The sequence below is a fragment of the Flavobacterium sp. ENC genome (assembly GCF_020991415.1).
GTDB lineage: Bacteria > Bacteroidota > Bacteroidia > Flavobacteriales > Flavobacteriaceae > Flavobacterium.
On the sequence record NZ_JAJMOY010000002.1, the window covers coordinates 238,831 to 264,199 of the forward strand.

Below are 25,369 nucleotides of genomic sequence, written 5' to 3' on the forward strand. Positions count from 1 at the left end.
AAGACTATAACACCATTTTTCATTATAGAATTAACTTTTCTCATTATATAATTTTCAGCGTATTTGGTTTTTTTTTAAAGTACAGGGGAAAATTCACACGAAATTTACAGAATGATAATTATATAATTTTGCAAAAAGATATTGTAAAAAAATATTTCTAAAAATTTAGAATCTTTGTTTTATACTGTTGCTTTACAAATTAATGGTAGGCAATATTGACGTTCGATGCTCTTATTTATAACCAAAAATAGACTATTATGAATATAAATGGACCTATTCTGCTTATAGAAAATAATCAGGGTGATCGTAAATTATTTATGGAGATATTCTCTGAATTGGAATTTTCTAATGAAGTTCTGTATTTTAACTCAGCCAGTAATGCGTATCATTACCTGACTTCACGAAAAATTGAAGCGTTTTTAATATTTTCAGATATAGTTCTGCTTAATACAGACGATGAGAAACGCATACATATTACGTATGAAAATCTTAGTATAGAGTTAAACTGTCCCTGTTTGTTTTTTACAACATCCTTTACACAGTGTTTTGTGATAGATCTTTATTCTGTTCCGCCACAAAGCTATGTCATTAAGCCATACAATTATGACAAATTGAAACAGATTATTAAAAACGTTCTGGACTATTGGTCTCAAATAAAATCTATAGAAGATTATAAAATTGATCCTTTACGACGAAAAAACATCAAAAATAATTTGAATTAGTGAAAAACCGGTAGCTGTTTAGGTTACTGGTTTTTTTATAGATTTTGATTAGGGAAAGTTTTTTTCGGGATCAGTCCTAAAACTTCCGGAGCATAAAAAAATTACCGCGAAGAACGCCAGTTTTTTACTCTTAGCTTTATAAAAGGCAAAGTTCGCAGAGCTAAATTATATAAAGCTTTGCGAACTTTGGATTTTTCTAAAGTATTCTCAGATAAAAATTTTGCGTTCCTTGCGGTAAAAAATCAGAAAGCATATTTTTGATTTATATAATTTTACCGATTTGTTACAGAATTCCCATGTTTATAAAAAAATTAAGATTGGGAAATATGTTCTTCCTCAGTTTCAATTTTTTTGATTTCTACTTTTTCCTTTTTAATGGCTTGTCTCAGCAGCCCGAACAGACTCATATAAATATTAGCTACAAAAACCAAAGAAAATCCCGCAATGATATAGCCGCGCCAGTCATCAAGAAGTAACTTATAATCGGAGAAAATAATAAAAAAGATAGTGACATAATGACTGAAGCAATACTCGCAGGTAAAAAGATAAAAAGCCTTTCTAATTAATAGGGTACGTCCGTTTGCAGCATTTTTGACACACCATTCCCTTGGTTCGCGAAATATTTCTTCGTGGGTAACGGACCAGCTGATACAGGAGATAGGGATGGCAAGAACAAAAAGCCAGATGATTTGAGTACTAATATCCATGATAGTAATTGTTTAATTTGTTTAGGATCAATTTCTTAAAATTACAACAATACCTGCTTCCAAATTTATATAGTTTTTAAATTCAGTTATAAAATTTTACAACCGGGCATAAAAAAACAGCCGTTACAAACAATTCGCAACGGCTGTATCATGCAATTTTTTTTGAAATAAATTATTCTCTCGGATGGTTTTCGTGAAAATGCTCGTCGGATTCCTCCAGGTCTTCACTGTTATCATCGTTGTCCAGATCACCGTCTTTTTCAAGGTGATCGATATCATTCTGGTTAAAATCTTCATCAAGATTATCAGGCTCGTCATTGGTAATATGCTCATCCTCATTGATTACACGTTCCTCATTCGGAATATTTTCATTTCTGTTGTAATCATTTGTTTCGTGATTGATATCATGCAAATCATCTTCCTTGTATTGCATTTCTTCTTCATTTTCATTGAAAGGATCTTTATCAAATAAATTTTCTACTGAAGAATCTCTTTTTTCATCTGTAAGTGTATTTTCATCATGGTGAAAATGACGTTCAACCTGACCGTAATTTTCCGTGGTTTCATTTTTCATAATGTTATATTTTAAATTAATTATTTTTAGTTGCCAGCGCCTTTTTCATGTCTTTTAGAGAAAATGCGATGCTCTGCTGTTTGATTGTGTTGTTTACAAATTTAAAGGAGAAACCAGCACTATGCCTTACATAAAATCAAGTCTGTACTTCTATAATTAACAGTAACTTAAAGGTGAATTCCTCTGTATTTGAATATTGTAATTTTAGTATCGAATTTTGTAAGAAGTTCATTTTTGTTACCTTTTAAATTTGTCTGGTTACTATTTAATTACAGAAAGTTCTTATGATTTTAAGGAATTTGATGTGTACGATTTTAACCTGACTATTTTTAAACTTAAATAAGATAGATATGCCAAGTCAAAATGTTATCGAATGCTGCGAGGCTTTAATAGAAAAGAAACTGACTATATGTTTTGTCGAAAGTGCATCGGCAGGGAAACTTAGTTATGAGTTTTCAACCGTTATGAATTCAGGCCGCATACTGATTGGCGGTTTGGTCTGTTACCACGAATCCATGAAAGAAGATTTATTGCTTATTCCAAAAGGAACCATTAAACAATATACAGCAGAGTCTGCAATAGTAACCAAATTCATGGCAAAGAATTTTCATCGTTTTGTGACATCTGATATTTGTGTAGCATTAACAGGTTTAACAACACCAGGCGGAAGCGAAAGCCCCACCAAACCCGTGGGCACCATATTTCTGTATTTTATATTTCCCCACAAGGAAATGGCCAGAAGATATGAATTCAAAGGAACTCCCGAAGAAATTGTTCGTCAGGCTATTGATATGGTAGCTACGGTGATTTACAACGAAATAAAAGACTAGGAATACTTTCTCTTAAGGATCCATTAAACCAAAATCATTATTTCTAGTGAGGGATTTATAAGTTTAAAACAAATTAAATTGAAACGTTAAAATACTATAAGACGAGTAAAAAACACTCTTTTTTAATTGTTTTAGAAGAAGATTGGGATAAAAAAGAATGGGTATCAGCGGTTTGAAAAATCAGAATATAAGGCCTTTTTAAAAAACACACCATTTTTAAGGTATTTTTAAGTATAGGTATAAGTTTTTGATATTCAGTGGTTTATTTTGCTTTTTCGTCTTTTTATAACTTTACGTAAAAAGAGGATGCCTTAATAGCAAATATGTATTCGTAAATTAGCTTCAAATAAATAAATCCAAATGACAGTACTCACATTTACCCTGATCATGATTCTGGGGGCATTTTTAGCTGGTTTTATAGGTTCATTATCAGGATTGGGCGGCGGAATCATTATTATTCCCCTTTTGACAATTGTTCTCGGAGTTGATATTCATTATGCCATCGGAGCCGCTTTGGTCTCTGTGATTGCAACCTCTTCCGGTTCAGCCGCAGCATATGTAAAAGAAGGCATTACCAATATGCGTCTGGGGATTTTTCTTGAAATAGCCACTACTTTGGGAGCTGTGGGAGGAGCATTGCTTTCGGTCATTGCGCCAACGTCATTCATCGCCGTTTTGTTCGGACTTACCCTGATTTTCTCGGCCATCAATTCGTTACGAAAAAAAGAAGAACATATTGTTTTGGAATCCAGTCCACTGGCCAAAAAACTAAAGTTAGAAGGATCTTATCCATCGCATGACGGTCAGGTAATCCGTTATGGAACCAAAAATGTAATAGGAGGGTTCAGCATGATGGGAATTGCCGGAATGATGTCCGGATTATTAGGAATTGGTTCCGGAGCTTTTAAGGTAATTGCCATGGACAATATCATGCGAATTCCGTTTAAGGTTTCTACCACTACCAGTAATTTCATGATGGGCGTAACGGCAATGGCAAGTTCAGTGATCTACATCCAAAAAGGATACATCGAGCCCGGAATTTGTATGCCGGTAGTGATCGGTGTATTGTTCGGAGCCATGGCGGGAGCTAAAATATTAGTTCGTACGAACCCTAAAAAACTGCGTATCTTTTTTGCGTGCCTGATTTTTGTACTGGCGTTAAACATGATTTACAGCGGACTTAATGGAAAAATCTAAAGTTATGACACAGGAAAAATTCGGAGAAAAAGATTTTCAGAAAATCGTGGGTAATTTATTGCGCTACGGTGTCTGGATTTCTTTATCGGTTGCCTTTATCGGAGGGATTGTTTATTTGCTGCATCACGGTAGTGACATCGAAAATTATTCGGTCTTTAAGGAAAATGACCGAAATATTTTTAAAGTAATTGGGGCTGTTTATCAGGGTGTAATTCAGGGCAGGGGAGAATCTATTATATTTTTGGGGATTGTATTGCTTTTTCTGACCCCGGTTTTTAGGGTACTACTTTCGCTATTTTCATTTCTTCTGGAAAAGGATTATCTGTATGTGGTGATTACTGCAATTGTAATCTGTATCATTATTATGAGTATTTCCTTTGGATTTTCTCATTGAAAATAATTTACACTTTGAGTTATTATGAAAAGTTTATTTCACGCAAAGACGCAAAGTCGCAAAGTTTTTTTATTAAATTTTACTTTACGTCTTTGCTGAATTATAAAAATAACTAGTTTGGTATCATTCAAAACTGTGTCAGGGGGAGCGGAGTCGAAGCCCTTTTGATGTAAAAGTCCTCAATTCCGCTCAGGATGACAATGATTTCTGTAAGAATAAGCTGTTTTATTCAAATTTATACAGTCATCTATAGAAAGGTTTAATTTCACGCAAAGACGCAAAGTCGCAAAGTGAAATTTAGTAAAATAACTTTGCGACTTTGCGTCTTTGCGTGATTAAAAAATAGACTTTAAAAAAAATAGGCTTTAATGAATTATTTTTCAATAATCATAGTAATTCCCTGTCCACCTGCGGCACAAATAGAGATAAAACCTCTTCCTGAACCCTTTTCGTGAAGCAATTTAGCCATTACGCCAATAATTCTTCCTCCGGTTGCAGCAAAAGGATGAGCTGCCGCAAGACTGCTTCCTTTTACATTAAGTTTGCTTCGGTCGATAGCGCCGAGCGGCTTTTTAAGTCCAATGGCTGCACTAAGTTCAGGGCTTTCCCAAATTTTAAGCGTTGCCAGAACCTGGGCAGCAAAAGCTTCGTGAATTTCATAATAATCAAAATCCTGCAGCGTCAGGTTTGCTTTTTCGAGCATTCTCGAGGCAGCAAACAAAGGCGCGAGCAATAAATTTTGTTGGTTTTTTACATACTCGATAGCGGCAACTTCCGCATGGGTAATGTACGCCAGAATCGGTAAATTATGTGCTTTGGCCCATTCCTCACTCGCCAAAAGAATGCTGGATGCGCCATCGGTAAGCGGCGTAGAGTTTCCGGCTGTAAGTGTTCCGTTGTTTTTATCGAATGCCGGAGCCAGTTTGGCCAGCTTTTCCAAAGTACTGTCTTTTCGTAAATTATTGTCCCTATCCAGTCCGTTAAAAGGCGTAATCATATCGCTGAAAAAACCTTCGTCATACGCTTTTGCCATATTCAGATGACTTTGCAAGGCCAGCTGATCCTGATCTTCTCTGGCAATCTGATAATATTTAGCCGTAATTTCGGTATGTCCTCCCATCGAAAGACCGGTTTGTGATTCTTCATTTCTGGGTACTAACGGCGTCAGGTCTTTTGGTCGGATTTTCAAAAAGGTTTTGATTTTTTCTCCCAATGATTTTGCTTTTCTGGCGTCGAGCAGTATTTTTCGCAGCTTTTCACTCACCGCAATCGGCATATCGCTAATGGAATCAACACCACATGCAATTCCGGATTCGATCTGTCCCAGTGCAATTTTATTGGCAATGTAAATAGCACTTTCAATTCCAGTGTCACATGCCTGTTGTAAGTCGCAGGCCGGAGTGGCGGGATCAAGGGCCGTTCTCATGACGCATTCACGAATCAGGTTATTGTCGGTAGTATGTTTGATCACAGCGCCGCCCACTACTTCTCCGAGTAATTGGCCTTGCAGGTTATATTTTTCAATAAGACCATCCAGTGTGGCGGTCATCATTTGCAAATTACTAACGTCTGAATAGAACGTATTCGCTCTCGCAAACGGAATCCTGTTATACCCCACAATTGCTACTTTTCTAATGGTGTCCTGATTTCCCATATCCTGATGCTGTTTTATTTTTGATTTGATATTAAAAGTAATCCTAAAAAAGAGTACGTATGCTTTTTGTACGTTCTGATTTAGGAGGTTAAATTTAATATTTTAAATTCTTATTCAGGAAACTTTTTATAAGGAATACAGCAGGATTGTATTTTCAGAGTAAGTTTGTCATTCCGAGGAACGAGGAATCAAATGAGCTGCGTACAGATTGTTGGCGAATGTCTGATGTGATTCGTTTCAACATAAAAAAGCAACCCGGTTATGAGTTGCTTTTCTGTTTGATTATGCTACTTGGCTCATGGTTTCTTGCGCAAAGTCAGAGATGTTTGCCAACTTTTTGTGAGAAGACTTCGGAGAGATGAGTTTATTCTGTTTTTATAGTTGTGATGCTGAAGTTAAGAAAATTTGTACAACAGATAATATAAAATTATCAATCTTGGAATATTACAAAAAAATCAATATTTTGGAAAAACCAAAAAACAATTACTACATATTAGCGAGTTATTACTTTTTATATTTAAATCGGTCAATAAATCATTTGTTACTGGACAATACTTCCAACTAAAACTTTCATTAACTGATTTATCAATATCAAACCAATAAAATAAATAGATATTTATTTTGTTTAAAGTTTTATTTATTTTCGGTAAAATATCAATAATTTGAGAATTCAGTTTGAATTTAATATTGTGTAAATCATCACTCTCCCCTGATAACAATCGCATATATTCATCATGAAATTCTTGTGCCCATAATTTATAATCTATAAAGTCTTCTAAATATTTATAAGCTATATCATTTAATGAGATAGGCTTTTCATTTCTCATATCCCATATTGTCTCTTCCTGATTAGCCCACATTATTTTGTATAAAATTTTATTACTTACTAAATCTTCCATCCGTTAATAATTTTTTTGCAGTTTGATAATTTTTTTTCCCAGAAGATAACCACTTTCCTAATCTACCATCCCAGAGCCTCAGCTGAAAAGCCTCCATTCCTGTTTCGTCATCCTTTTCCTGTCCCTGAAAAGCATAACGATAATCAGAGAAAGCATTATGTCCTGGCAATTGTTCTCCAAAAGGGTAATAATCTGCTAAAACCAAATATAGTTTTTTCTTTTTGGTAAAGTGCAATATCGGGAATGTGTAAAAACTATAATCGAAACTGACGGCACAAAAAAAGCAACCCGATTATGAATTGCTTTTTTGTTTGATTATGCTTCTTTTGGATTATCGTTGCGAGTGCAAAGTCAGAGACGTTTGTGCAGCTTTTTATGAGAAAACTTCGGAGAGCTGAATATGGGTTTGTTTTATAACCTCAGTTTTATAATGTTTCAATTGGAGTTGTATGTTTGTTTATATTTAAAATAATCCCTTTTTCATCAAATAAACTTGTTATCCTTTTTACTTCAGAGACTATCATTTCTTCAAATGAATTCCATTCGTATAATGATGTAGCATCCCATTCAGCGCAATAATGAACTTTATTAGTGACGTTATCTATATACAATTTAGAGCCATCCCAATTATAGCCTCCAATAAAAAAGTAATTGTCTTTTGCATTTTTCGGCCTTTCTTGCAAGTTGGGCGTAAAAATTGAGAAAGGTTGTCTACTGGCTTCAATAGAACGTCCTAATTCTTTTCTCAAACCATACATACTAAAAGTAGAGACAAAAATATTAAGACCATTACTGAAATTTGTTAAAAAAAACTTATAATCTTTCGGAATTTCCGTCTTTAACTCTTTTCCTAATAATAATATATCTTCATCGCCTAAAATAGGATATATTTTATTTAACCAAGCAAGCGGCGCTACGTGAATGGCTTTTCCTATCAATATAGTTCCGTTCTCTGATTTTTGAACTCCTAAATTTTCAAACTTGTATAATTCTTTCTTTAATACTTCTAAATAATTCATAATTAAAATCCTCTACTTATTAAATCTCCAAATGTTGTATTTCTAAAATTACCAAAATGTTTAATAATATGTTCTTGCTTCTTTACAAATGAAGATTGTTTTTAAATTCATCTAAAGAGGTAATCTTTTACACTATTAATATATCCTCTAAAAAACAGTTACTTTTCCTGTTGTTTTAATTTTTTTAGTTGTTTAAGAGTCCATTCAGCACCTATTTTTCCTATTTAGACTTAAACAATAATAAATCTTTTATTTCTTTTTTTTCTAAATGATATACACTTACAGGGATTGATATCTTTCCACTTCCTTTAGTTAGCTTAAATAACATTGAATTATTAAATATTTCAAAATTACATTGTTGCCTAGAATAATATACTTCAATAAAAAAAACAAAATCATCAACCTCATTTTTTTGAAATAAACTAAGGTTTATTTCAAAAAAATTAATAAATTCATCTTCGTATTCTAATCCATCACCTAAATATCCAAAAATTTTAGGATGCATAAATGACATTGAACCATATTCAAATTTATTGCCTTTTTCTTTTCCTGTTTCATCTGTCGGATTAAAAAAGTCAATAATATTTAATTCTTTTGATAGTGAAGAAATTATTTTATTTGGAAAAAAATTATCTCCTGAAACAGAAAATGTTATTTTGAATACTACCAATATTATTAATTTAAAAAAAACTGTATTTTCCAACTTAATTAAGGTTTATACTACCGAATATTAATCTATAGAAGATAATTTGCCTATTTATGCAATAACATAACCGTATTCCATATAGCATTCATCGTTTCACCATTTAAAACCCAAATTGAGCAGTCTTCCTTATATTTGACAAATTCAAAATCATTTGCTTTTCCAATTTTCATAGCATTTTTTTTAAGCACTTCTAAAAAATCTTTATGAGAAATCTGATCTTCAATCCCGGAATTTGAATAAAAATAAGTAAAATCTTTACCAATAACAGTATAGATGCCATCTTGTCTTTTAATATCAACAATGGCTTCAAAACCTTTTTGTTGTAAATGTTTAATAAAATTAGAGTCCGCATTTTGATAAAACTCACCTGCTAATACATCTAACTTATTACGTTTAATCTTTGCTTCAATACTCATTATAATTCTTGAATAAATCTATTTGTTTTTGCTTGAATCTATCTTAAAATATGAGATTACTTGAAAAATATAAAACTTAACCCGCATAAACCCCATCCTTTTCCTTAAAAGCCCATTCCGCCATAGCATGAATAACGGGAATCAAACCGTTTCCGGCATTGCTTAAGCTGTAGGTAACAAAAGGAGGGACAACCGGTTTTGCTTCCCTGATGACAAGACCATCGGTTTCCAGTTGTTTGAGGTGCTGAATGAGCATTTTCTCGGTGATGGCCGGAATGGCTCTTTTTAGTTCACTGTAGCGTTTATCACTGGTGGATAAATGATAGAGGATAATAGGCTTCCAGTAGCCGCCGATTTTTTCCATGACGTAGGTCACAGGACAGGTATCAAGGGCGTATTGTTTGTTTTCCTGTATGGTCGAAGTTTCTTTGATGGCTGTCATGATACATACTTTAGGGTAAGTACTTGTATAAAAGTAAGTACAAATATACCTTTGTTTTGATAAATACAAAACAATTTAAAGATGAAAATTATAATTTCAGGTTCTTTAGGGAACATCGGAAAACCACTGACGAATAAACTTGTAGCTGCCGGACATGAGGTAACGGTAATCAGCAGTAGTACGGACAAAAAAGAAGCCATTGAAAAAGCAGGAGCAAAGGCGGCTATTGGTTCTGTTAGTGATGCTGCTTTTCTGGCTAAGACTTTTGCCGGAGCAGCTGCTGTTTTTGCGATGACACCACCCAATTTGGGAGGCAGTAATGTGATTTCGAATACGGTTGAAGCGGGTAAAGCTTTCGCGAGCGCGATACAGGAAGCAGCTGTGAAACGTGTGGTAATGCTCAGTAGTATTGGTGTGGACTTACCGGACGGAACCGGGCCTATTAAAGGACTTTACCAAATCGAAGGGTTGTATGATCAACTGGAAAATACAGCAGTTACCTTTTTACGTGCGGGATTTTTCTTTATCAATTTGTACAATGATGTCCCGATGATAAAAGGAGCGGGGATTATGGGCGCTAACTATCCTGCTGATGCGAAGATGCCACTGGTACACCCTGAAGATATTGCAACAGCCGCAGCAGAAGAACTGCAAAAAGAAACCACAGGCAAAAATATCCGTTACATTGTCAGCGATGTGCGTACTCCGGGCGAAATTGCAAAAGCCATAGGAGAAGCAATCGACAAAACCGATTTGCCATGGGTGGAATTCACCGACGAACAATCGTTACAGGGAATGACACAAGCCGGATTACCGGAAGAAATTGCCGGTTTGTATACCGAAATGGGTGCAGGCTTGCGAAGCGGTAAAATTGCAGCAGATTTCTTAAATGGTAATTTTTCTGTGGATGGAAAAATCAAACTGGAAGATTTCGCCAAAGAATTTGCAGGGAAGTTTTAAGTAAAAAAGAATCCATAAAAAAGCCGTCAAGCATTACACTTGACGGCTTTTTTTGATTTTAATTAAAACTGATTTTTAGGCTGAAAAAGTCAGGCCTTTTGCTTTAAAATTATGGAACAATACCTGACGGGCAGTGCTCACACTTTCTTCTGTTCTGTAAATGCTGCACCAGAATTTGACCTGAATTTTATATTTTCCGTCAGAGATGGCAGTATAATAAATTTGCGATGGTTTTGAATTGTTTACCAAAGCGATACTTTCCAGGGCTTCGGTTATGGTCGTATTGATGTCATCGGGAGTGGTATCTCCGGTAATTTCAATAGCGATCTCAACCAGTTTGAAATTGTCCGTATACGTCCAGTTGGTGATGTTTTGCGACAACAGGTTTCCGTTCGGGATAATAATTTCGGCGCCATTTGGAGCATTGATTTTGGTGGTACGAAGTCCCATCGATTTTACACGGCCGGATTCAGAGCTGATATCCACCACATCGCCAATCTGAATCGGTTTGTCAAAAATCAGGATAATACCCGAAACAAAGTTGTTTACGACACTTTGCAGCCCCAGTCCGACACCGACACCCAAAGCGCCTAAAAGAATGCTTAATTTGTCCAATGGCATGCCTGAAGCGGCTACTGCCAGCAGATAACCGACGATTAAAACCACAAGACGCGTAATAAGTAATTTGGAATGCTGTCTTTTATTGATGTTTTCTTCGTTTTCATCATCGATTTCGCCAAAAAAGTACGCTACATACTTTTGCAGTAAATGTGCGATCCAGATAATGATAAAGAACAATAAAATATTTCCTAACGTAAAGGTAATACTTCCAATGGTGTTCGGATGGCTGAGTATGGCTCCGAAAGAAGTCCGCAGGGATTCCCAGATATTCAGGTTCGATCCGATTACCACCAGCCACATATAACTGATGATGATGATAAAAGGCTTTTTGAGTGTATCGGATAGATTTTCGTGGTCAAAGATTTTTTCGATTCCGCGTTTTACCCTTGTCGTGTAGATTTGCAGAATGATCACTTCCAGGAGTATTTTTAAAAGCACACTCAGTGCAATAATCTGGGTAAGCGAAATAAAAGCTGTCAGGCTCAACATATTGGAAAGCGAAACCCGTCCGAAAATGTTGTACAAAATCGATAAACCGTTAAAAACAATAAAAATAATACTGGCCCATTTAAAGAAGCCTTTAATGTACAATTCTTCTTTAAGGCTTTTGATCTGAACCAGTCCATAACGGATTCCAAAGGCATTAATTATTATAAAGCAACAACGTTGCAATAGCCCCACGCTAATGAATAAGTCCAGAAAACAAAGGGCCAGGAACAGTCCTAAAAGGAATGTCCAGTTTCTCATGGCATTTGCGGACCATTTGTTTTTGAAAAGTATAGTAAGGAATCCCAGCAAGATCAGTTCGAGTATTTCGATAAACAGGGCGGGTGCATACAGGTTGCTGACCACGGCAATATTAAGCCCGATAATCGCTACGGGAATGGCAACGCCTTTGTTCAGGTATTTAAAATTAAAAAGTGCCAGGCTTTCGCCATGTCCGTTACTTTTCAGGTATTTCAGATTGCGAAAAATATACCAGCCCAGCAATCCCATCAGAAAAACCAGCGTGATCAGTCCTCCGGCGCGGTAGCTCAGGTAATAGGCCGCCACACTTTCTTCGATAAGTACTTTTGCACTGATCGTTTGAGCAACCTGATTTTTGGGAATTGAATCGGTAATATTCCAGATAAAAGGATATTCTTTCTTCAGCATACTGATCCCTGACTGCTCCAGCTTGTTTTCTACGGTAATAAGCGCATTAGAGACCGCGATCTTTCTTTCTACAGTTAACCTCTTGTTTTTGTTTAAAATACCCTGGTTTTTAGTCATCAGACTGTCGGTATTCTTGTATTTTTTTCTAAGATTGGCAAATTCGTTTTTAAACTGCTTGCGGCGAATGGTGTCTTTGATCAGGCCAATCAGTGTTTTGTCTTTGCGCAATTCGATAAAACGGTCTTTGATTTTTTCAAGGTTTTTATTGCGCAAGTTGATCGCGTCATTTTGTTCGTCCAGTTCCTGTTGGATCTCTTTCAAAACAACACGGTACATTTGCTGGTTCCTGACATTTGGATTGGCACCTTTCAGACTGGCTAAAATTAAATCGAGCTTGCTTTGGGTTCTTCTGATTTCGCCAAATAAATGATGGCTTGCCCCGTCAAAATCGGCATCGTTGTAAGCAGTTTCCATGACGGCACTGGCTTTTTCAATCGCCATCAGGTAATCACTGTCGGTTGTTGTTTCTTCAAATAATTTAGAACGGCTTTCTGTTTTTTTAGCAGTGGTTTGCGAGTAGGTGAGCGGTGCAAAAAAAAGGAATGCCAGTACCGCTGATAAACCAATAAAACTTCTCTTTTGAATCATAATTGAATGTATGAATTAGGGTGCCCAAATTTAAATTTTTTTAACGGACTTTCATTAAAAATCCGGAAGTTTTAAGCGGAGGGTGATTCGAAGTTTTTAAAGCAGGGCCGCTCAATCATTTAGAAATTAAATTTGCTCTTCCAGGTACTAAAAAGTGTACTTTTTTGTTAAAATATAAATTTGTAGGAATCGCTATAAGTGTAATGTAAACCAGATGGTTATGTTTTATTATCTGAATGAATTATTTATTATAAGGCCTGAAAAAAGATGGTACCGCTACCGATTGGATTTTTTATGATTTCAGGAATAAAATCAGCGTATACGATGCTATTTTTTCGGTTCAATTTTATTTTCGGGTAGTCATATACTGTCGCTGAATGTAAGATTACAGGTCTTTATGAAGAGAATTTTCAAAAAACAGTTTTTAACCTCTTTTATTTGGAATTTTTATTCCGGGAAAGGTAGTAAGATGTGAAGTAGCGGTACTTTTATTATCAGCTCGGCAGCAAAAAATAAAACAGAATTTAGTGTACCTTTTATGCTAATATTATATTGTTAAAATTATTTATAAAACATTTATTATCAGTATTTTTATGTACAGATATTTAAAGTTATTGTTTGTTTTAAACAAAAAGGGAAATAAGAGTTCATTTCCTGGCTTTTTTGCATCGGCTTAGAATTTTTTCAGCGCGTTTTGCATTAGGTTCAGCCAGTAAAATTTCTGTAACTCTGTCTGCCATGTTGAAGGCTATTTAAAAAGATGGTTTTTTATAATTTTTTTGTTGTTTTTTTGGTCATTTAGCCTGGGAAATCAAGAGGCAATTTATTTCTAATTGGTTGTAAAATTTAGTCTTAAAAAGCTCTTTTTTGTTTACAAGGCTGCTACGATATTTTGAGCCAATTAAATGATTGTAAAAAAAACGGAGCTGTCCATAAAAAGAATATTTTTGCTTTCGCGCTAGCTTTATAAAATTTAAGAATCATCCCATTTTCCAAAACCAAATGCATCAAAAACTAAGAGAACATATTGAGAAAATAATAACCCTCACGGACGATGAATTTTCGTTGGTACTTTCCCATTTTCATTTCCGGAGTTTTAAGAAGAAAGAATTTCTAATTACCAAAGGCGACAGTAACGTCGATTGTTATTACATCGTTTCAGGCCTTTTAAAGCTTATTTACGACGACGAAAACGGAAATGAACACATTGTATCCTTTTCGATGGAAGATTGGTGGGAAAGCGATTTTATAGCGTTTTTTACAAATACGGATGCAACCATGTCTTTGCAGTGTATTGAAGACACCGGTGTTTTCTGTATTTCAATTGAAAATTACCAGAAGTTGTGTAGCACTTTGCAGAAGATGGAACATTTTCTTCTTAAAAAATCAAATTCAGGACATATCGCCTCCCAGAGGAGAATATTGTCTTTTCTGACTTCCAGTGCAAAAGACCGTTACGATTTGCTGCTGAAACAGCATCCCTCGTTATTTCAGCGGGTCAACAAAACCATGCTGGCTTCCTATTTGGGCGTTTCCCGCGAAACCTTAAGCCGGCTTTCTTCTTAATTTTCGTTTTCCAATTGATAATTGATAATTGATAATTGTGATGTTTGTCACGCGTTCGAATGCTCTAATCGATTCAATTTTGCAGGTATAATTTAAAACTGTAAAAATGAAAAATGTTGTAAAGATTCTGGTAATGGCATTGGTAACTGCTCTGCCCGTAATGGCACAAACCAAAACAAACAAACTGGAAAAGAAGGTAATTAACCCCTGGGAATGGCAGGACAAACGAAGTTATGTACAGGCAGTAGAAGTCAAAAATCCACAAGGAACGCTTTATGTTTCAGGACAAACGGCTATTAACGCTGCCGGTATATCCAGTAACGCTGACATGAAAACGCAATTGACTGAGACTCTGGCGAATCTGGAAAAAGTGGTAAAAGAGGCCGGTTATGACTGTAAAAATATAGTACGGCTAAATGTTTACACGACTTCAGAAGCGGAACTTTTTGCCTGTTTCGATATTTTTCAGGACTGGATCTCCAGACACGGCATCCGACAAACGACTACTTTACTGGAAGTAAAAATGCTTTTTGAAACTTTAAAGGTGGAAGTAGAGGCAACTGTTGTGAAATGATGCAGCAAAAATTTAATTCAAAATTAATGATACAGTTTCCTGACGAATTGAAGTCGGTAACTGTATAATATTTAACTGACTATTTGTCTGAAAAACACAAATGCTCTGAAAGTGCTCTCCCGAAGTTTACGTATAGGAGTGACGGAGCGGTGACGGAGAAATGATCTAAAAAAGATAATGTCAAAAAGGCAGCATTAAGTGTTTTCGCTCTTCAAAAAATAAAAGCAGCGTTTAGGAACAAGTATTCTAAAGGCTGTTTTTTTTACGGGCAAGCTCCAATTCGGCAATAATTTGTTTTTTCATTGTGGTATGAATGTAATCTTTGGCCTCGGCATACGAAATGTTATAGTTTCGGGGAATGTCCTGCAGGTGGGAAGGAAAACGCTCCAGCAGCTTGTCGTAATACAAATCAAGCTGATCTTCGTCGGGCATTTCAAATTTCAGGCGGATCTGAAATCTTCTCAATAAAGCGGTATCAATACTGCTGTAATGATTGGTGGCGCAAATGAGCAAACTGTCTGCCGGTAAATAATCAATCAGCTGGATAATGGTGTTTACCAGACGTCTCATTTCGGCGACATCTTTATCTTCGCTGTCACGGCTTTTTCCGATCTGGTCAAATTCATCCAGAAATAAAACAGCTCTCTCGCGAATCGCTTTATCAAACAGGGCTTTTACATTTCGGGACGTTTCGCCAATCCGCGCATTAATTAACGTGCTCAGGTTAATGATGACGATATTTTTGTTCAGCGCAGTGGCAATGGCCTTGGCAGTTGTCGTTTTTCCACAGCCCGAATGACCGTGAAGCAATATTTTATGGTCTGCTTTAAGATCGTATTTTTTTAATTCCTCCAGATAGTGATGCTCTTTGATTGTTTGTGTCAAAGCCGCTTTATTTTCAGCACTAAAGAATAAATCATTCAGCGCAATTTTTTCGGTATCGTTTACGGTAAGCTCGTACAGATTATTCATCAGGAGGTTTATTTTTCGCAAAATTAAAGTTTATTCTGCAATATCCAATTGCGGGAACGCTTTCCTTCGGAGGAAGAACGGTAAAAAACAACAGGTATTCTGGCAGCATTGGCAATGACTGTTTGGGTGTAGCATAATTTCATTTTTAAAAATTGCCGCTACGGTTTTTGTTAAATTGCTCTTAATGGTATAAAATGCAGGATTTGATTCTTAAAAATATTTGGGTATTAGTTTATATTTGTAAGGGTAAATCAATTCGTAAAACGGTTACTACGCCATTAGACAATGAAAATAAGAACTTATATAATTTGTGTTTTGCTGAGCTGTTCGGGACTTTCCTACAGTCAGAACGTAAAGCTGCTGAGTGTTGATCAGCTTCAGGAAAGAATAAAAAAAGGGCAGGACAGTACGTATGTGGTCAATTTCTGGGCGACCTGGTGCGCACCGTGTATTAAAGAATTGCCCCATTTTGAAAAACTGAGCCAGGAATATAAATCGGATAAACTGGCAGTGCTGCTGGTCAGTGTTGATTTTAAATCGAAACTGAATACAGCCGTGGTGCCCTTTGTAAAAAGAAAGAAGCTTACCAATCCCGTTTTTCTTTTAAATGAAAGCAATCCGCAGGAATACATCGACCGCATCGATCCTTCCTGGTCGGGCAGTATTCCGGCGACCCTTTTTATCAAAAACGATAAGAAGAAATTTATGGAAACCGAACTTACCTACGAACAATTAGTAACAGAATATAAAAAATTATAAATCATGAAAAAGTACATCACTCTTATGCTGGTTTTTACAGCGATGCTAGCACAGGCACAAAGCAAAACACTTAAAGCAGGGGAAGCCGCGCCGGATTTTAAACTTAAAAATGTAGATAATAAAGAAATTTCTTTTGAAAGTTATCCGAAAGCAAAAGGTTTTATCGTGGTATTTACCTGCAATACCTGTCCGTATGCCAAAGCATATGAGCAAAGAATAATTGATCTTGACAAAAAGTTCAAACCGGAAGGTTATCCTGTAATTGCTATCAATCCGAATGATCCTGAGGCTTCCAAAGCCGATACTTTCGATAAAATGCAGGATCTGGCGAAAGAGAAAAAATATGGCTTCCCTTATTTATTTGATCAGGGGCAGGTGGTTACCGATGAATACGGGGCGAAACACACACCGCATCTTTTTGTGGTTTCTAAAACGGCAAAAGGCACTGTTGTAGAATATACCGGGGCAATCGATAACGATCCGGAAGGTACTAAAACGGAAAAAACAAAATATGTGGAAGAGGTGATTGCAGCTTTAAAAAACAATCAAAAACCTGCCGTAACCGAAACCAAAGAAATTGGCTGTACAGTAAAAAGAAAAGCGAAAGCATAAAACTAAAAACAATAGCTGTCTTAAAAACGTCTCAACATCTGAGGCGTTTTTTTTTGGAAATATTTCTACAATCGGGATCAGGGTAATTCAGATTGGATTACTGAATTTTAAGAATTGGCATCGATGATATTCTGCACAATGACAATAAAAGTTTCTGTATTTTTAATTTCCTGTTTCATGGATAGCAAAACGTGATCGGATAATTTAAACTGTTCCATCATGTCCTTTTTGAGGTATTGGATCATAGATTCCAGACTTCTGGTATCGTTTTCTTTCTGATTTTTAAATTCACGCTGTTTGCTTTCCAGATATTCCAAAGTCCTTTTTAATCTCTGAACGTTTAATTTTTCCAACTTTTAGCTTCTTAAAATTTAATAAAAAAAAGAAAACGATAATCAAGAGTCTGACAAATCCAAGATGTTCCAAAAAACACATTTACATTTGAATTTACCCTGATCAAGAGTACCGTTTTTCTTATTTACGTTCTAATTGGCCATTTGGATTTTACTTAGGCTAAAAAAAACTAAAAGTATTTATGAATTTTAAAAGTAAAGAAAATAAACGGTTGTTTATTAGTGAATTAATTATGTTTTCACCAATCGGATGTTAATAAAAAAAGGAACTAAAACAATTGTTATTTCAGGTTACGGACATATTCGGAAGGGGAGATACCGAATTCATTTTTAAAATTAACAGTGAATCGTTTCGGGGAATTGAAACCCACCGCATAGGCGATTTCGGCAACCTGGAGCTGACTTTTCTCCAGAAGCTGTCTGGCTCTTTTCAATCGGACTGTGCGGATGAATTCTGCCGGGCCTTTTCCGGTGATGTGCATGAGTTTTTTATACAAATGCGTTCTGCTCAGCCCTACCATAGCACTGAGTTCCTCCACCGTGAAATCCGGATTGGCGATGTTTTCCTCGACGGTTCTGATTGCTTTTTCTATTAATTGTTCGTCAAGCGAAGTGATGGTAATTTCACTGGGTGCAACATCCATTTTCTGGCTAAAGGCCTGATGGGATTTTTTGGTCCAGTCTAAAAATTTATCGATGCGGAGTTGGAGCAGGTTAAAATTGAAAGGCTTGGTCAGGTAATCGTCGGCACCCAGCATAAGACCTTCTATTTTGTATTCTTCGGCGGTTCGTGCCGTAAGCAGGATCACGGGAATATGAGACCATTCTATAGTAGTTTTGATCTGGGCGCATAATTCGGTACCGCTCATTTTAGGCATCATCACATCGCTCACCACAATATTGACATTGTTTTGCTGTAATTTTTCGATGGCTTCCAGGCCATCATGGGCGACCAGAACGGTATAAAATTCGGAAAGGCTTTCGGACATGAAATCGCAGAAATCTTTGTTGTCGTCCGTAAAAAGTAATACGGGCTTTTCGTTTGCTTTCTTTTCAGGAATATTTTCCAATACCGGAATCTGTTCTTTGTTTTTTACTTTCTGAACCGGCAGCCTGAAGGTAAAAACAGTACCTTTTGGAAAATTGTCCGTAACCGAAATACTTCCGCCGTGCATCGTGAGGTATTCGCTTACGATGTGAAGGCCAATGCCGCTTCCGGTATTTTCTTCACTTTGTGCAGCCTGATAAAAGCGTTCAAAAATATATTTCTTTTCGTTTTCGGGAATTCCCTGACCTGTATCTGAAATCGAGACAGCCACCTGTTTGCCTTCGCGGTACAGGTGCAAGTGGATGCTTCCACCGTCCGGTGTATATTTAAAGGCATTGGATAACAGGTTAAAAAGTATTTTCTGCACTTTTACGCTGTCAAATTCCATCATAAGTGTTTCCATTTCACTGGTATACGTGAACTTCATATTCCGGTCTGTGGCATAGGATTGAAAAAGGGTGCATCTTTCCTGAATGTAATATACAAAATCACCGGAGGTAAGATTCAGGTTTTCGTTACCCACATCGAGTTTACGGAAATCCAAAAGCGAATTGATCAGTGTCATCAGTTGCCCGACATTTTTATAGACAATACTGAGCTTGGCGCGAAGACCTTCCTCGAGTTCCCTGTTAAGAATGGTCTGAAGCGGAATGGTAATCAATGTCAGCGGCGTTCGGAGATCATGACTGATATTCGTAAAAAACCGGAGTTTCATTTCATTCAGATTGATTTGCTGCAAATGTTCCAGTTGTATACGCTGCTGTTCGAGCTCCCGCTGATGTTTTTTCTTTGTATAACGGATCACGTATAGTGTAATGGCTGCGATTGCCAGTAAATAGAACAGAAAGGCCCAACGCGATAAATAGAAGGGTGGAGTGACCGTAATGTTTAAAACAGCCGGTTTTTCGTTCCAGATTCCGTCGCTGTTGGCAGCCTTGATTAAAAGCGTATAAGTGCCCGGAGCAAGTGATGAAAATTCAATTTTGTTTTTTTCTGTCGAAAGCCATTGATTACTAAAACCTTCGAGCTTATACAAATACCTGACTTTATCGGCGTTGACCAAATCGGACGTCGTAAACTGAATCGCGATTAACTGATCGTCATGACGGAACGTAAGGTCAGAGGTCTGCTCCATCGAGCGTTGCAGTAAGCGATGCCCGTTGTACAGTGAATCTACCTGAACGGGCACATTACCAAGGCTTAGTCCGGTAAAAATGACTCGTGCAAGCGGTTTGCTTTTTTCTGCCATTTTATTTGGGTTTACAGTGGTATATCCTTCTGTTCCGCCCAAAAGAATGTCCCCGTTCCGAAGCTTATAAATTCCGTGGGTGTTGAAGTAATTATCATGAAGTCCGTCTTTGGCAGAAAAATTCCGACTGCTTATTTTTAATACACCTTTTGCATTAGTTTCAACCGTGAGTAACGATAATCCGTTGCTTGTCGTAACCCAGATGTGCTGGTGATTGTCTTCAATGATTCCCTTTACAATATTATCAGACAATCCATTGGTCTTGTCAAAATAATAAACCGTATCTTTTTTGGTATCCCAGACCGATAATCCTTTGGAGTGCCCGAGCCAGATATTATCCCGGGTATCTTTATAAACACTGGAAGTAAAGAGCTGCCTGAATTTTTGGGTTTTGCTTTTGTTTCCCGAAGCTTTGACCTGCTGTCCGGTCAGAATATCAATACTGAAAAGCCCGTTGTCCGTGCCAACGTACAATTGGTCGCCGTTGTCATAAAACATATCCAGCGTAAATTCGAGGCCTTTGACTGTTTTGGCTATCGTTTCAAAACGGGCTGCACCGCTTCTAAGGCATTGAATCCCATGTCCCAGCGTACCAATCCATATGTTGCCGTAACGGTCTTCTTTTAAATTCCAGATGTCATTCGAATTCAAAGTGCTGTTTTCTTTCGTAAAATGCTGAAAGCTTCCGTTTTCATAGCAGAACAATCCGTTTAAGTAGGTGCCAATCCAGATTCTGCCTTTTTTGTCTTCGAGTAAGGAAACAATGACATTGCTTGCCAAAGGCATTTTCCTGATTTTGTTGCCGGAGGATTTTTCTTTGAAATACAAACCATTTCCATCGGTTCCCAGCCATAGATTTCCTTTTTTGTCTTCCAGAAAAGTGCTGACGTCCTTGCAGTCCTGTAATTCGATATTCACGAGATTTCCAAAACTGGCATTATAATAGGAAATACCTTTTTTGTTGTGGCCTGCCCACATGGTTCCGGTATCATCTTTATACAGGCAGCCGATATTGTTGGACGCGAGAGAAGCCTCGTTATCCGGATTGTGGGTGCTATTGGAAATGCTGTTATTTAAAGTATTATAAATGAAAATTCCCTGATGGTCTGTGCCAATCCATACTTTGCCGTTTCCGTCATCTTTGATATCGAATATGACATCGTTTTGTGCATTTACTGTATTGTTGAAAGCGATTTTTTTCCATTCGCTATGGCTGTTTTTTTTGTAATAAAGAGCCGCTGTATTAGAGAAAATCCACAATCCATTTTGGGAATCCACATAAATTTTATTCCTTTTATCCTGAATGTGCTGTGTTGCAACATCCGGGAGTTTCAAAAAAGATTCCCTGCCGCTGCCTTTGTCGGTCTTCAAAATAGTTCCGGAGCGCTGCACTCTAAAAATGGAATTGCCGTTATCACCTATAAAAACATTGGCGGCTTCTGCTATTTTTTCTTTGGAGGTAAAGGTTTTTAAGGTCTTTTTATGGGTGTCATACACAAAGATTTTGTTTTCGGACAAAACCCATAAGTCTTTGTTTTTATCGACGTAGATTTTATAATTTTCATTTGTTTTGATTCCTAAATCTTTGAGTACATTCGGAACATCACTTCTGAAGTTATCTTTATTACGCTGATAAACAATATAACTGAATTCGGTACTGATCCAGATATTCCCCAATCCGTCTTCCTGTAAGCCGCGAATATCGTCGTTGATAATGGACGAAGGTTTATCTGATTTTGTGGAATATATTTTAAATCCGTAGCCGTCATAACGGTTTAGGCCTGACTCCGTTCCAATCCACAGAAAGCCGTAACGGTCTTTTAAAATACTTTTTATCGTACTGTTCGAAAGTCCGTCGCTTGTTTTTAAATGATGAAACGTATACGATTGTCCCACAGCATCAAAACAGGCCATGAGTGACAGAATAAGTACGGATAGAAATCGGTTAAAAGGTTTCATGTAAAAGTAAGCAGCTTTTGGAAGCACAATATAGGATAATATTTCAAGAAGTGGTGTGCTTCGCGAAATCCTTCCAAAGGTATAAAGCAGTGCGGAATACTGCCAGAATTTTGGTTTTTATTTAATAAAAAAGAGGTTTATACGGAATGTCGTATAAACCTCTTTTGGTATTATTTCAGCTTTACGGTTTGCTGATTTCCGTCGTAACTAATTTCTTTTCCGGCGGCATCATAGGTAAAAGCCTTTGGATTCTCTTTACTTACGGCGACAATTACAAATTTGCGATTCTTAATCATTCCGTCGAATTTTCCTTTTTGTGCCCCAATGGTGAGGGTTCCGGAAGCTTCGTTATAATTGAAAGCTATATTCGAAAAGCTTCCTTTTTCGTAGTTGTAATTTTCGTTTTCATCTTCATACAGGGTGAATTTTCCATCCTGTCCCATATAAACATAAAGTACAATTTTATCTGCTTTTTTCTCTGTGCTGTATTGCATTTCAGGACCAACCGGAATAATGGCGCCCTCGCGAATAAATAACGGAATGTGCTCATAAGGCGCGTCCACATTCAGCTGTTGTCCGCCGGTGATGTAACGTCCGGTGTAGAAATCGAACCAGTTGGTTCCTTCGGGGAAGTACACATTACGCGTACGGGCTTCATATTTATAAACCGGGCAAACCATAAAGGAAGGCCCGAACATAAACTGATCGCTTACATTCTGCACTTTTTTATCTGCTGCAAAATCCATAAACAAAGGTCTCATGATCGTGTAATCGTCAAAGTACGTCATTCCGGCCATAGTGTAGATATACGGCATCAGTCGGTAACGCAGATTGGTATAATACAAAATAGACTGGTAAGCCGGGTGTGTATCCGGAGCAATGTTCCAGGGCTCACGGTACGGAAATTGTCCGTGTGCCCGGTACAAAGGAGCAAAGGCACCAAACTGAAACCAGCGCGTGTTTAATTCTCTCCATTCCTTATAATCGGCATTTTCCTGACCATTTTTGTCGTATTGCTGCTGTCCGCTTACGTATCGGTCTTCTACACAGAAACCGCCAATATCCATTGTCCAATAGGGGATACCGCTTACCGCGAAATTAAGTCCGGCAGAAATCTGAGCCTTCATATCTTCCCAGCGTGTAGCAATATCACCGCTCCAGGTGGCTGTAGAATAACGCTGTAAACCTGCGAATCCGGATCTTGTCAGAAGAAACACCCTTTTGTTGGGTTCCACGCTGCGTTGTCCGTCATAGATGGCTTCGGCATTCATTAAGGCGTAGGTATTAAAGAATTCGGTAGAAGAACCCAGGGCTGTCGGGCCGCACAGGGCTTTTCTGTACTCCATATCGGTACAATCCAGTACGTTGGGTTCGCTGGCGTCCATCCACCAGGCATCGATTTTTAGCGGGTATAAATTATCATAGATTTGTTTCCAGAACAATTTACGGGCACCACCAGAATAAGCATCGTAAAAAGAACCCACATATCCGGGACCAACCCAGTCCTTAACGTTATCTTTTATGGCTTGTTGGTACATCCAGCCTTTTTCATCAAATTCCTTGAAATGTTCGGTGGTTTTGTAAAACTTCGGCCAGACCGAAATCATCATTTTTCCATTCAAAGCGTGAATAGAATCAACCATTCCCTGTGGATTCGGGAAACGTTTTTTGTCAAATTCATGGCTTCCCCAGGAATCTTCTTCCCAGTAATTCCAGTCCAGGACAATATTATCAATCGGGAATTTACGTTTTCTGAATTCTTTCAGGTTTCCGACAATTTCATCCTGTGTTTTATATCTTTCACGGCTTTGCCAGTATCCCATGGCCCATTTTGGCATAATCTGGGATTTCCCTGTCAAGGTACGGTAGCCTTTAATTACTTCGTCTGCAGAATTTCCGTGAACGAAATAATAATCGATTTTTTGTGTCATTTCGCTCCACCACACCTGATTGTTTTTTTCTTCTGCCGGCTGAGGCGTAAGCACGCGTAAACCACAATAGGAAGTTCCGCCATCCGGTTTCCATTCAATGCGTAAGGGAACGCGTTTTCCGGCTTCTAATGGCAAAGAGAATTTATAACTATTCGGATTCCAGGCCGTTCTCCAGCGCTCCGGAACTACTAATTTATTGTTTAGGTACACTTTTACATATCCGGCGTAATACAACGTAAACTTATACGTTCCGTTTTCCGGTGCTTCAATTTCACCTTCATACGTAACGTCAGCCTTTTTTAAAGGGAAGTTTTGCGGTAATTTTTTGATGCTTTTAATGTCTTCAAAGAAAATAGATTCTTCTTTGCGCTCGATGTTTTGCACGTCTTTTTCATTAGAAACATACGTTCCGGTCAAAGCTCCGGGATTTCCTTTTTTATCGTATAATTTAAAAACGGTATTCAATTGTGCATACGGACGGCTTTCACCAAAACGGCTCAAAGAATAACTGTCCCATAAAATCCCGTAGTTTTTATTCGAAACGATAAAAGGCACCGAGACTTTGGTATTGTATTGAAATAATTCTTCGTTTTTACCTTTGTAATTGAATTCATCCGCCTGATGCTGTCCCAGTCCGTGGAAAGCTTCATCGGCAGGAGAATCAAAGATCTGGCGAACGGTGTAGCCTTTGGTTCCTTCCACTTCAATCGGAGTGAAATGTCGCCCTCCGCCTGCTTTTTCGGCTAAAATTAGTTTTCCGTTTTTGTCTTTAAAGTTGATTCCGCCGTTTATTTTAGAAACCATCACTTTCAGTCGTGAAGTGACAACCGAAACAGAATCGGCAACATTGGTTTCTATTTTATAAGGAACTTTTGATTTTCCGGCAACGATTATTAACGAAGAATCTTTGGCGAAAGCAGCATCCGGAGTTGCTGAAACATGAATCAGTTCGTCCTGCAGTACCTGAATACGTACTTTCTGCACAGCTGTTTTACTGTTTTGTTTCACGCTTACAATGATGCCGTCGTCTATCGTTTGATATTGCTTCACCGAACAGGAAGCCAACAGCGTTGCAGCAAATAAGAAATGTATTTTTTTGCGCATGGTTAAATAGTGGTTTTAGTAAAATTTTAAGGTAACAAATTTCAGTATAAAAAATCTATTTGGGGTATGTGTATGTTTTGAAGAAGGTATCATCATGAATTATTTACCGGGTTTCCGGAGTGAAAACCCTTTTAATGCCGTCTCTTTTTGGGAGTGTTGAAGTACTAATTATTTCTCCGGTTTTTGATGTAGCAACAGCTGAAAAGTGCTGCCGCATAGCTTTTGAATTTCCCAATGGAGTTGTCGGAGGAATTACTCTATTGTATTTTTTTGAATATTAAAAAAGAAAAGGGAATAG

General features: G+C 37.3%; 23 protein-coding genes. 9 read left to right on the forward strand and 14 right to left on the reverse strand.

All coding sequences use genetic code 11. From position 1 onward, the window contains the following. The first annotated feature begins 257 nt into the window (after positions 1-257). Entirely contained in the window at positions 258-722 is a 465-nt protein-coding gene (locus LPB89_RS05910; RefSeq protein ID WP_230700846.1) for a response regulator, read from the forward strand. A gap of 311 nt (positions 723-1,033) precedes the next feature. Here the strand turns inward: LPB89_RS05910 and LPB89_RS05915 are convergent, their stop codons facing one another. Next, complete coding sequence (locus LPB89_RS05915) at positions 1,034-1,429, reverse strand: hypothetical protein (RefSeq protein WP_230700847.1); 396 nt, start codon at positions 1,427-1,429, stop codon at positions 1,034-1,036. Positions 1,430-1,601: 172 nt separating this feature from the next. Then, entirely contained in the window at positions 1,602-2,003 is a 402-nt protein-coding gene (locus LPB89_RS05920) for a hypothetical protein (protein WP_230700848.1), read from the reverse strand. Positions 2,004-2,353: 350 nt separating this feature from the next. Between LPB89_RS05920 and LPB89_RS05925 the strand changes: the two genes are divergently transcribed. The 3 genes from LPB89_RS05925 (at position 2,354) to LPB89_RS05935 (ending at position 4,424) form a co-directional block, all read left to right on the forward strand. Next, positions 2,354-2,833: a CinA family protein gene (locus LPB89_RS05925; protein ID WP_230700849.1), complete on the forward strand. Its 480-nt coding sequence runs from the start codon at positions 2,354-2,356 to the stop codon at positions 2,831-2,833. 360 nt (positions 2,834-3,193) lie between these two features. Next, on the forward strand, positions 3,194-4,030 hold the full coding sequence (locus LPB89_RS05930; RefSeq protein ID WP_127337377.1) for a sulfite exporter TauE/SafE family protein: 837 nt from the start codon (positions 3,194-3,196) through the stop codon (positions 4,028-4,030). After that, positions 4,017-4,424, forward strand: a complete 408-nt coding sequence (locus tag LPB89_RS05935) for a DUF1634 domain-containing protein (protein WP_230700850.1) — start codon at positions 4,017-4,019, stop codon at positions 4,422-4,424. The genes LPB89_RS05930 and LPB89_RS05935 overlap by 14 nt, the downstream gene beginning before the upstream one ends. 373 nt (positions 4,425-4,797) lie before the next feature. On the opposite strand, the gene LPB89_RS05940 is transcribed toward LPB89_RS05935, so the two are convergent. The 7 genes from LPB89_RS05940 to LPB89_RS05970 all read right to left on the reverse strand — a co-directional run bounded on the left by LPB89_RS05940 (position 4,798) and on the right by LPB89_RS05970 (position 9,560). After that, positions 4,798-6,078, reverse strand: coding sequence for an acetyl-CoA C-acetyltransferase (locus tag LPB89_RS05940; RefSeq protein WP_230700851.1), 1,281 nt, complete (start codon positions 6,076-6,078; stop codon positions 4,798-4,800). A 455-nt stretch (positions 6,079-6,533) separates the two neighbouring features. Then, the gene (locus LPB89_RS05945) at positions 6,534-6,977 is read right to left on the reverse strand and encodes a hypothetical protein (protein ID WP_230700852.1); all 444 of its coding nucleotides are present in this window, start codon (positions 6,975-6,977) and stop codon (positions 6,534-6,536) included. Continuing rightward, a complete protein-coding gene (locus tag LPB89_RS05950; RefSeq protein ID WP_230700853.1) occupies positions 6,958-7,182 on the reverse strand; it encodes an RHS repeat-associated core domain-containing protein in 225 nt (74 codons plus the stop codon). The genes LPB89_RS05945 and LPB89_RS05950 overlap by 20 nt, the downstream gene beginning before the upstream one ends. Positions 7,183-7,402: 220 nt before the next feature. Next, positions 7,403-7,996, reverse strand: coding sequence for an SMI1/KNR4 family protein (locus LPB89_RS05955; protein ID WP_230700854.1), 594 nt, complete (start codon positions 7,994-7,996; stop codon positions 7,403-7,405). 220 nt (positions 7,997-8,216) lie between these two features. Next, on the reverse strand, positions 8,217-8,699 hold the full coding sequence (locus LPB89_RS05960; protein ID WP_230700855.1) for a hypothetical protein: 483 nt from the start codon (positions 8,697-8,699) through the stop codon (positions 8,217-8,219). A gap of 50 nt (positions 8,700-8,749) precedes the next feature. Beyond that, on the reverse strand, positions 8,750-9,118 hold the full coding sequence (locus LPB89_RS05965; RefSeq protein WP_230700856.1) for a hypothetical protein: 369 nt from the start codon (positions 9,116-9,118) through the stop codon (positions 8,750-8,752). Between the two features lie 76 nt (positions 9,119-9,194). Continuing rightward, complete coding sequence (locus LPB89_RS05970; protein WP_305070300.1) at positions 9,195-9,560, reverse strand: helix-turn-helix domain-containing protein; 366 nt, start codon at positions 9,558-9,560, stop codon at positions 9,195-9,197. 81 nt (positions 9,561-9,641) lie between these two features. Here LPB89_RS05970 and LPB89_RS05975 point away from each other — a divergent pair, with 81 nt between their 5' ends. Continuing rightward, positions 9,642-10,520 (forward strand): NAD(P)H-binding protein, encoded by an 879-nt coding sequence (locus tag LPB89_RS05975; RefSeq protein WP_230700857.1) that lies wholly within the window; start codon positions 9,642-9,644, stop codon positions 10,518-10,520. 75 nt (positions 10,521-10,595) lie between these two features. Here LPB89_RS05975 and LPB89_RS05980 read toward each other — a convergent pair whose 3' ends face one another. Beyond that, positions 10,596-12,944 (reverse strand): mechanosensitive ion channel family protein, encoded by a 2,349-nt coding sequence (locus LPB89_RS05980; protein WP_230700858.1) that lies wholly within the window; start codon positions 12,942-12,944, stop codon positions 10,596-10,598. Between the two features lie 1,002 nt (positions 12,945-13,946). Here LPB89_RS05980 and LPB89_RS05985 point away from each other — a divergent pair. Continuing rightward, a complete protein-coding gene (locus LPB89_RS05985) occupies positions 13,947-14,510 on the forward strand; it encodes a Crp/Fnr family transcriptional regulator (protein WP_230700859.1) in 564 nt (187 codons plus the stop codon). 184 nt (positions 14,511-14,694) lie between these two features. After that, a complete protein-coding gene (locus tag LPB89_RS05990; protein WP_230701388.1) occupies positions 14,695-15,084 on the forward strand; it encodes a RidA family protein in 390 nt (129 codons plus the stop codon). 246 nt (positions 15,085-15,330) lie between these two features. Here LPB89_RS05990 and LPB89_RS05995 read toward each other — a convergent pair whose 3' ends face one another. Further along, positions 15,331-16,056, reverse strand: a complete 726-nt coding sequence (locus LPB89_RS05995; protein ID WP_230700860.1) for an AAA family ATPase — start codon at positions 16,054-16,056, stop codon at positions 15,331-15,333. 285 nt (positions 16,057-16,341) lie between these two features. Between LPB89_RS05995 and LPB89_RS06000 the strand changes: the two genes are divergently transcribed. Continuing rightward, on the forward strand, positions 16,342-16,815 hold the full coding sequence (locus LPB89_RS06000; RefSeq protein WP_230700861.1) for a TlpA family protein disulfide reductase: 474 nt from the start codon (positions 16,342-16,344) through the stop codon (positions 16,813-16,815). A 3-nt stretch (positions 16,816-16,818) separates the two neighbouring features. Beyond that, a complete protein-coding gene (locus LPB89_RS06005) occupies positions 16,819-17,427 on the forward strand; it encodes a thioredoxin family protein (RefSeq protein WP_230700862.1) in 609 nt (202 codons plus the stop codon). A 107-nt stretch (positions 17,428-17,534) separates the two neighbouring features. Here the strand turns inward: LPB89_RS06005 and LPB89_RS06010 are convergent, their stop codons facing one another. The 3 genes from LPB89_RS06010 to LPB89_RS06020 form a co-directional block, all read right to left on the reverse strand. Further along, positions 17,535-17,780: a hypothetical protein gene (locus LPB89_RS06010; RefSeq protein WP_230700863.1), complete on the reverse strand. Its 246-nt coding sequence runs from the start codon at positions 17,778-17,780 to the stop codon at positions 17,535-17,537. Between the two features lie 281 nt (positions 17,781-18,061). Beyond that, the gene (locus tag LPB89_RS06015) at positions 18,062-22,036 is read right to left on the reverse strand and encodes a two-component regulator propeller domain-containing protein (protein ID WP_230700864.1); all 3,975 of its coding nucleotides are present in this window, start codon (positions 22,034-22,036) and stop codon (positions 18,062-18,064) included. A gap of 170 nt (positions 22,037-22,206) precedes the next feature. Then, positions 22,207-25,071, reverse strand: a complete 2,865-nt coding sequence (locus LPB89_RS06020; protein WP_230700865.1) for a TIM-barrel domain-containing protein — start codon at positions 25,069-25,071, stop codon at positions 22,207-22,209. Positions 25,072-25,369 lie beyond the last annotated feature (298 nt).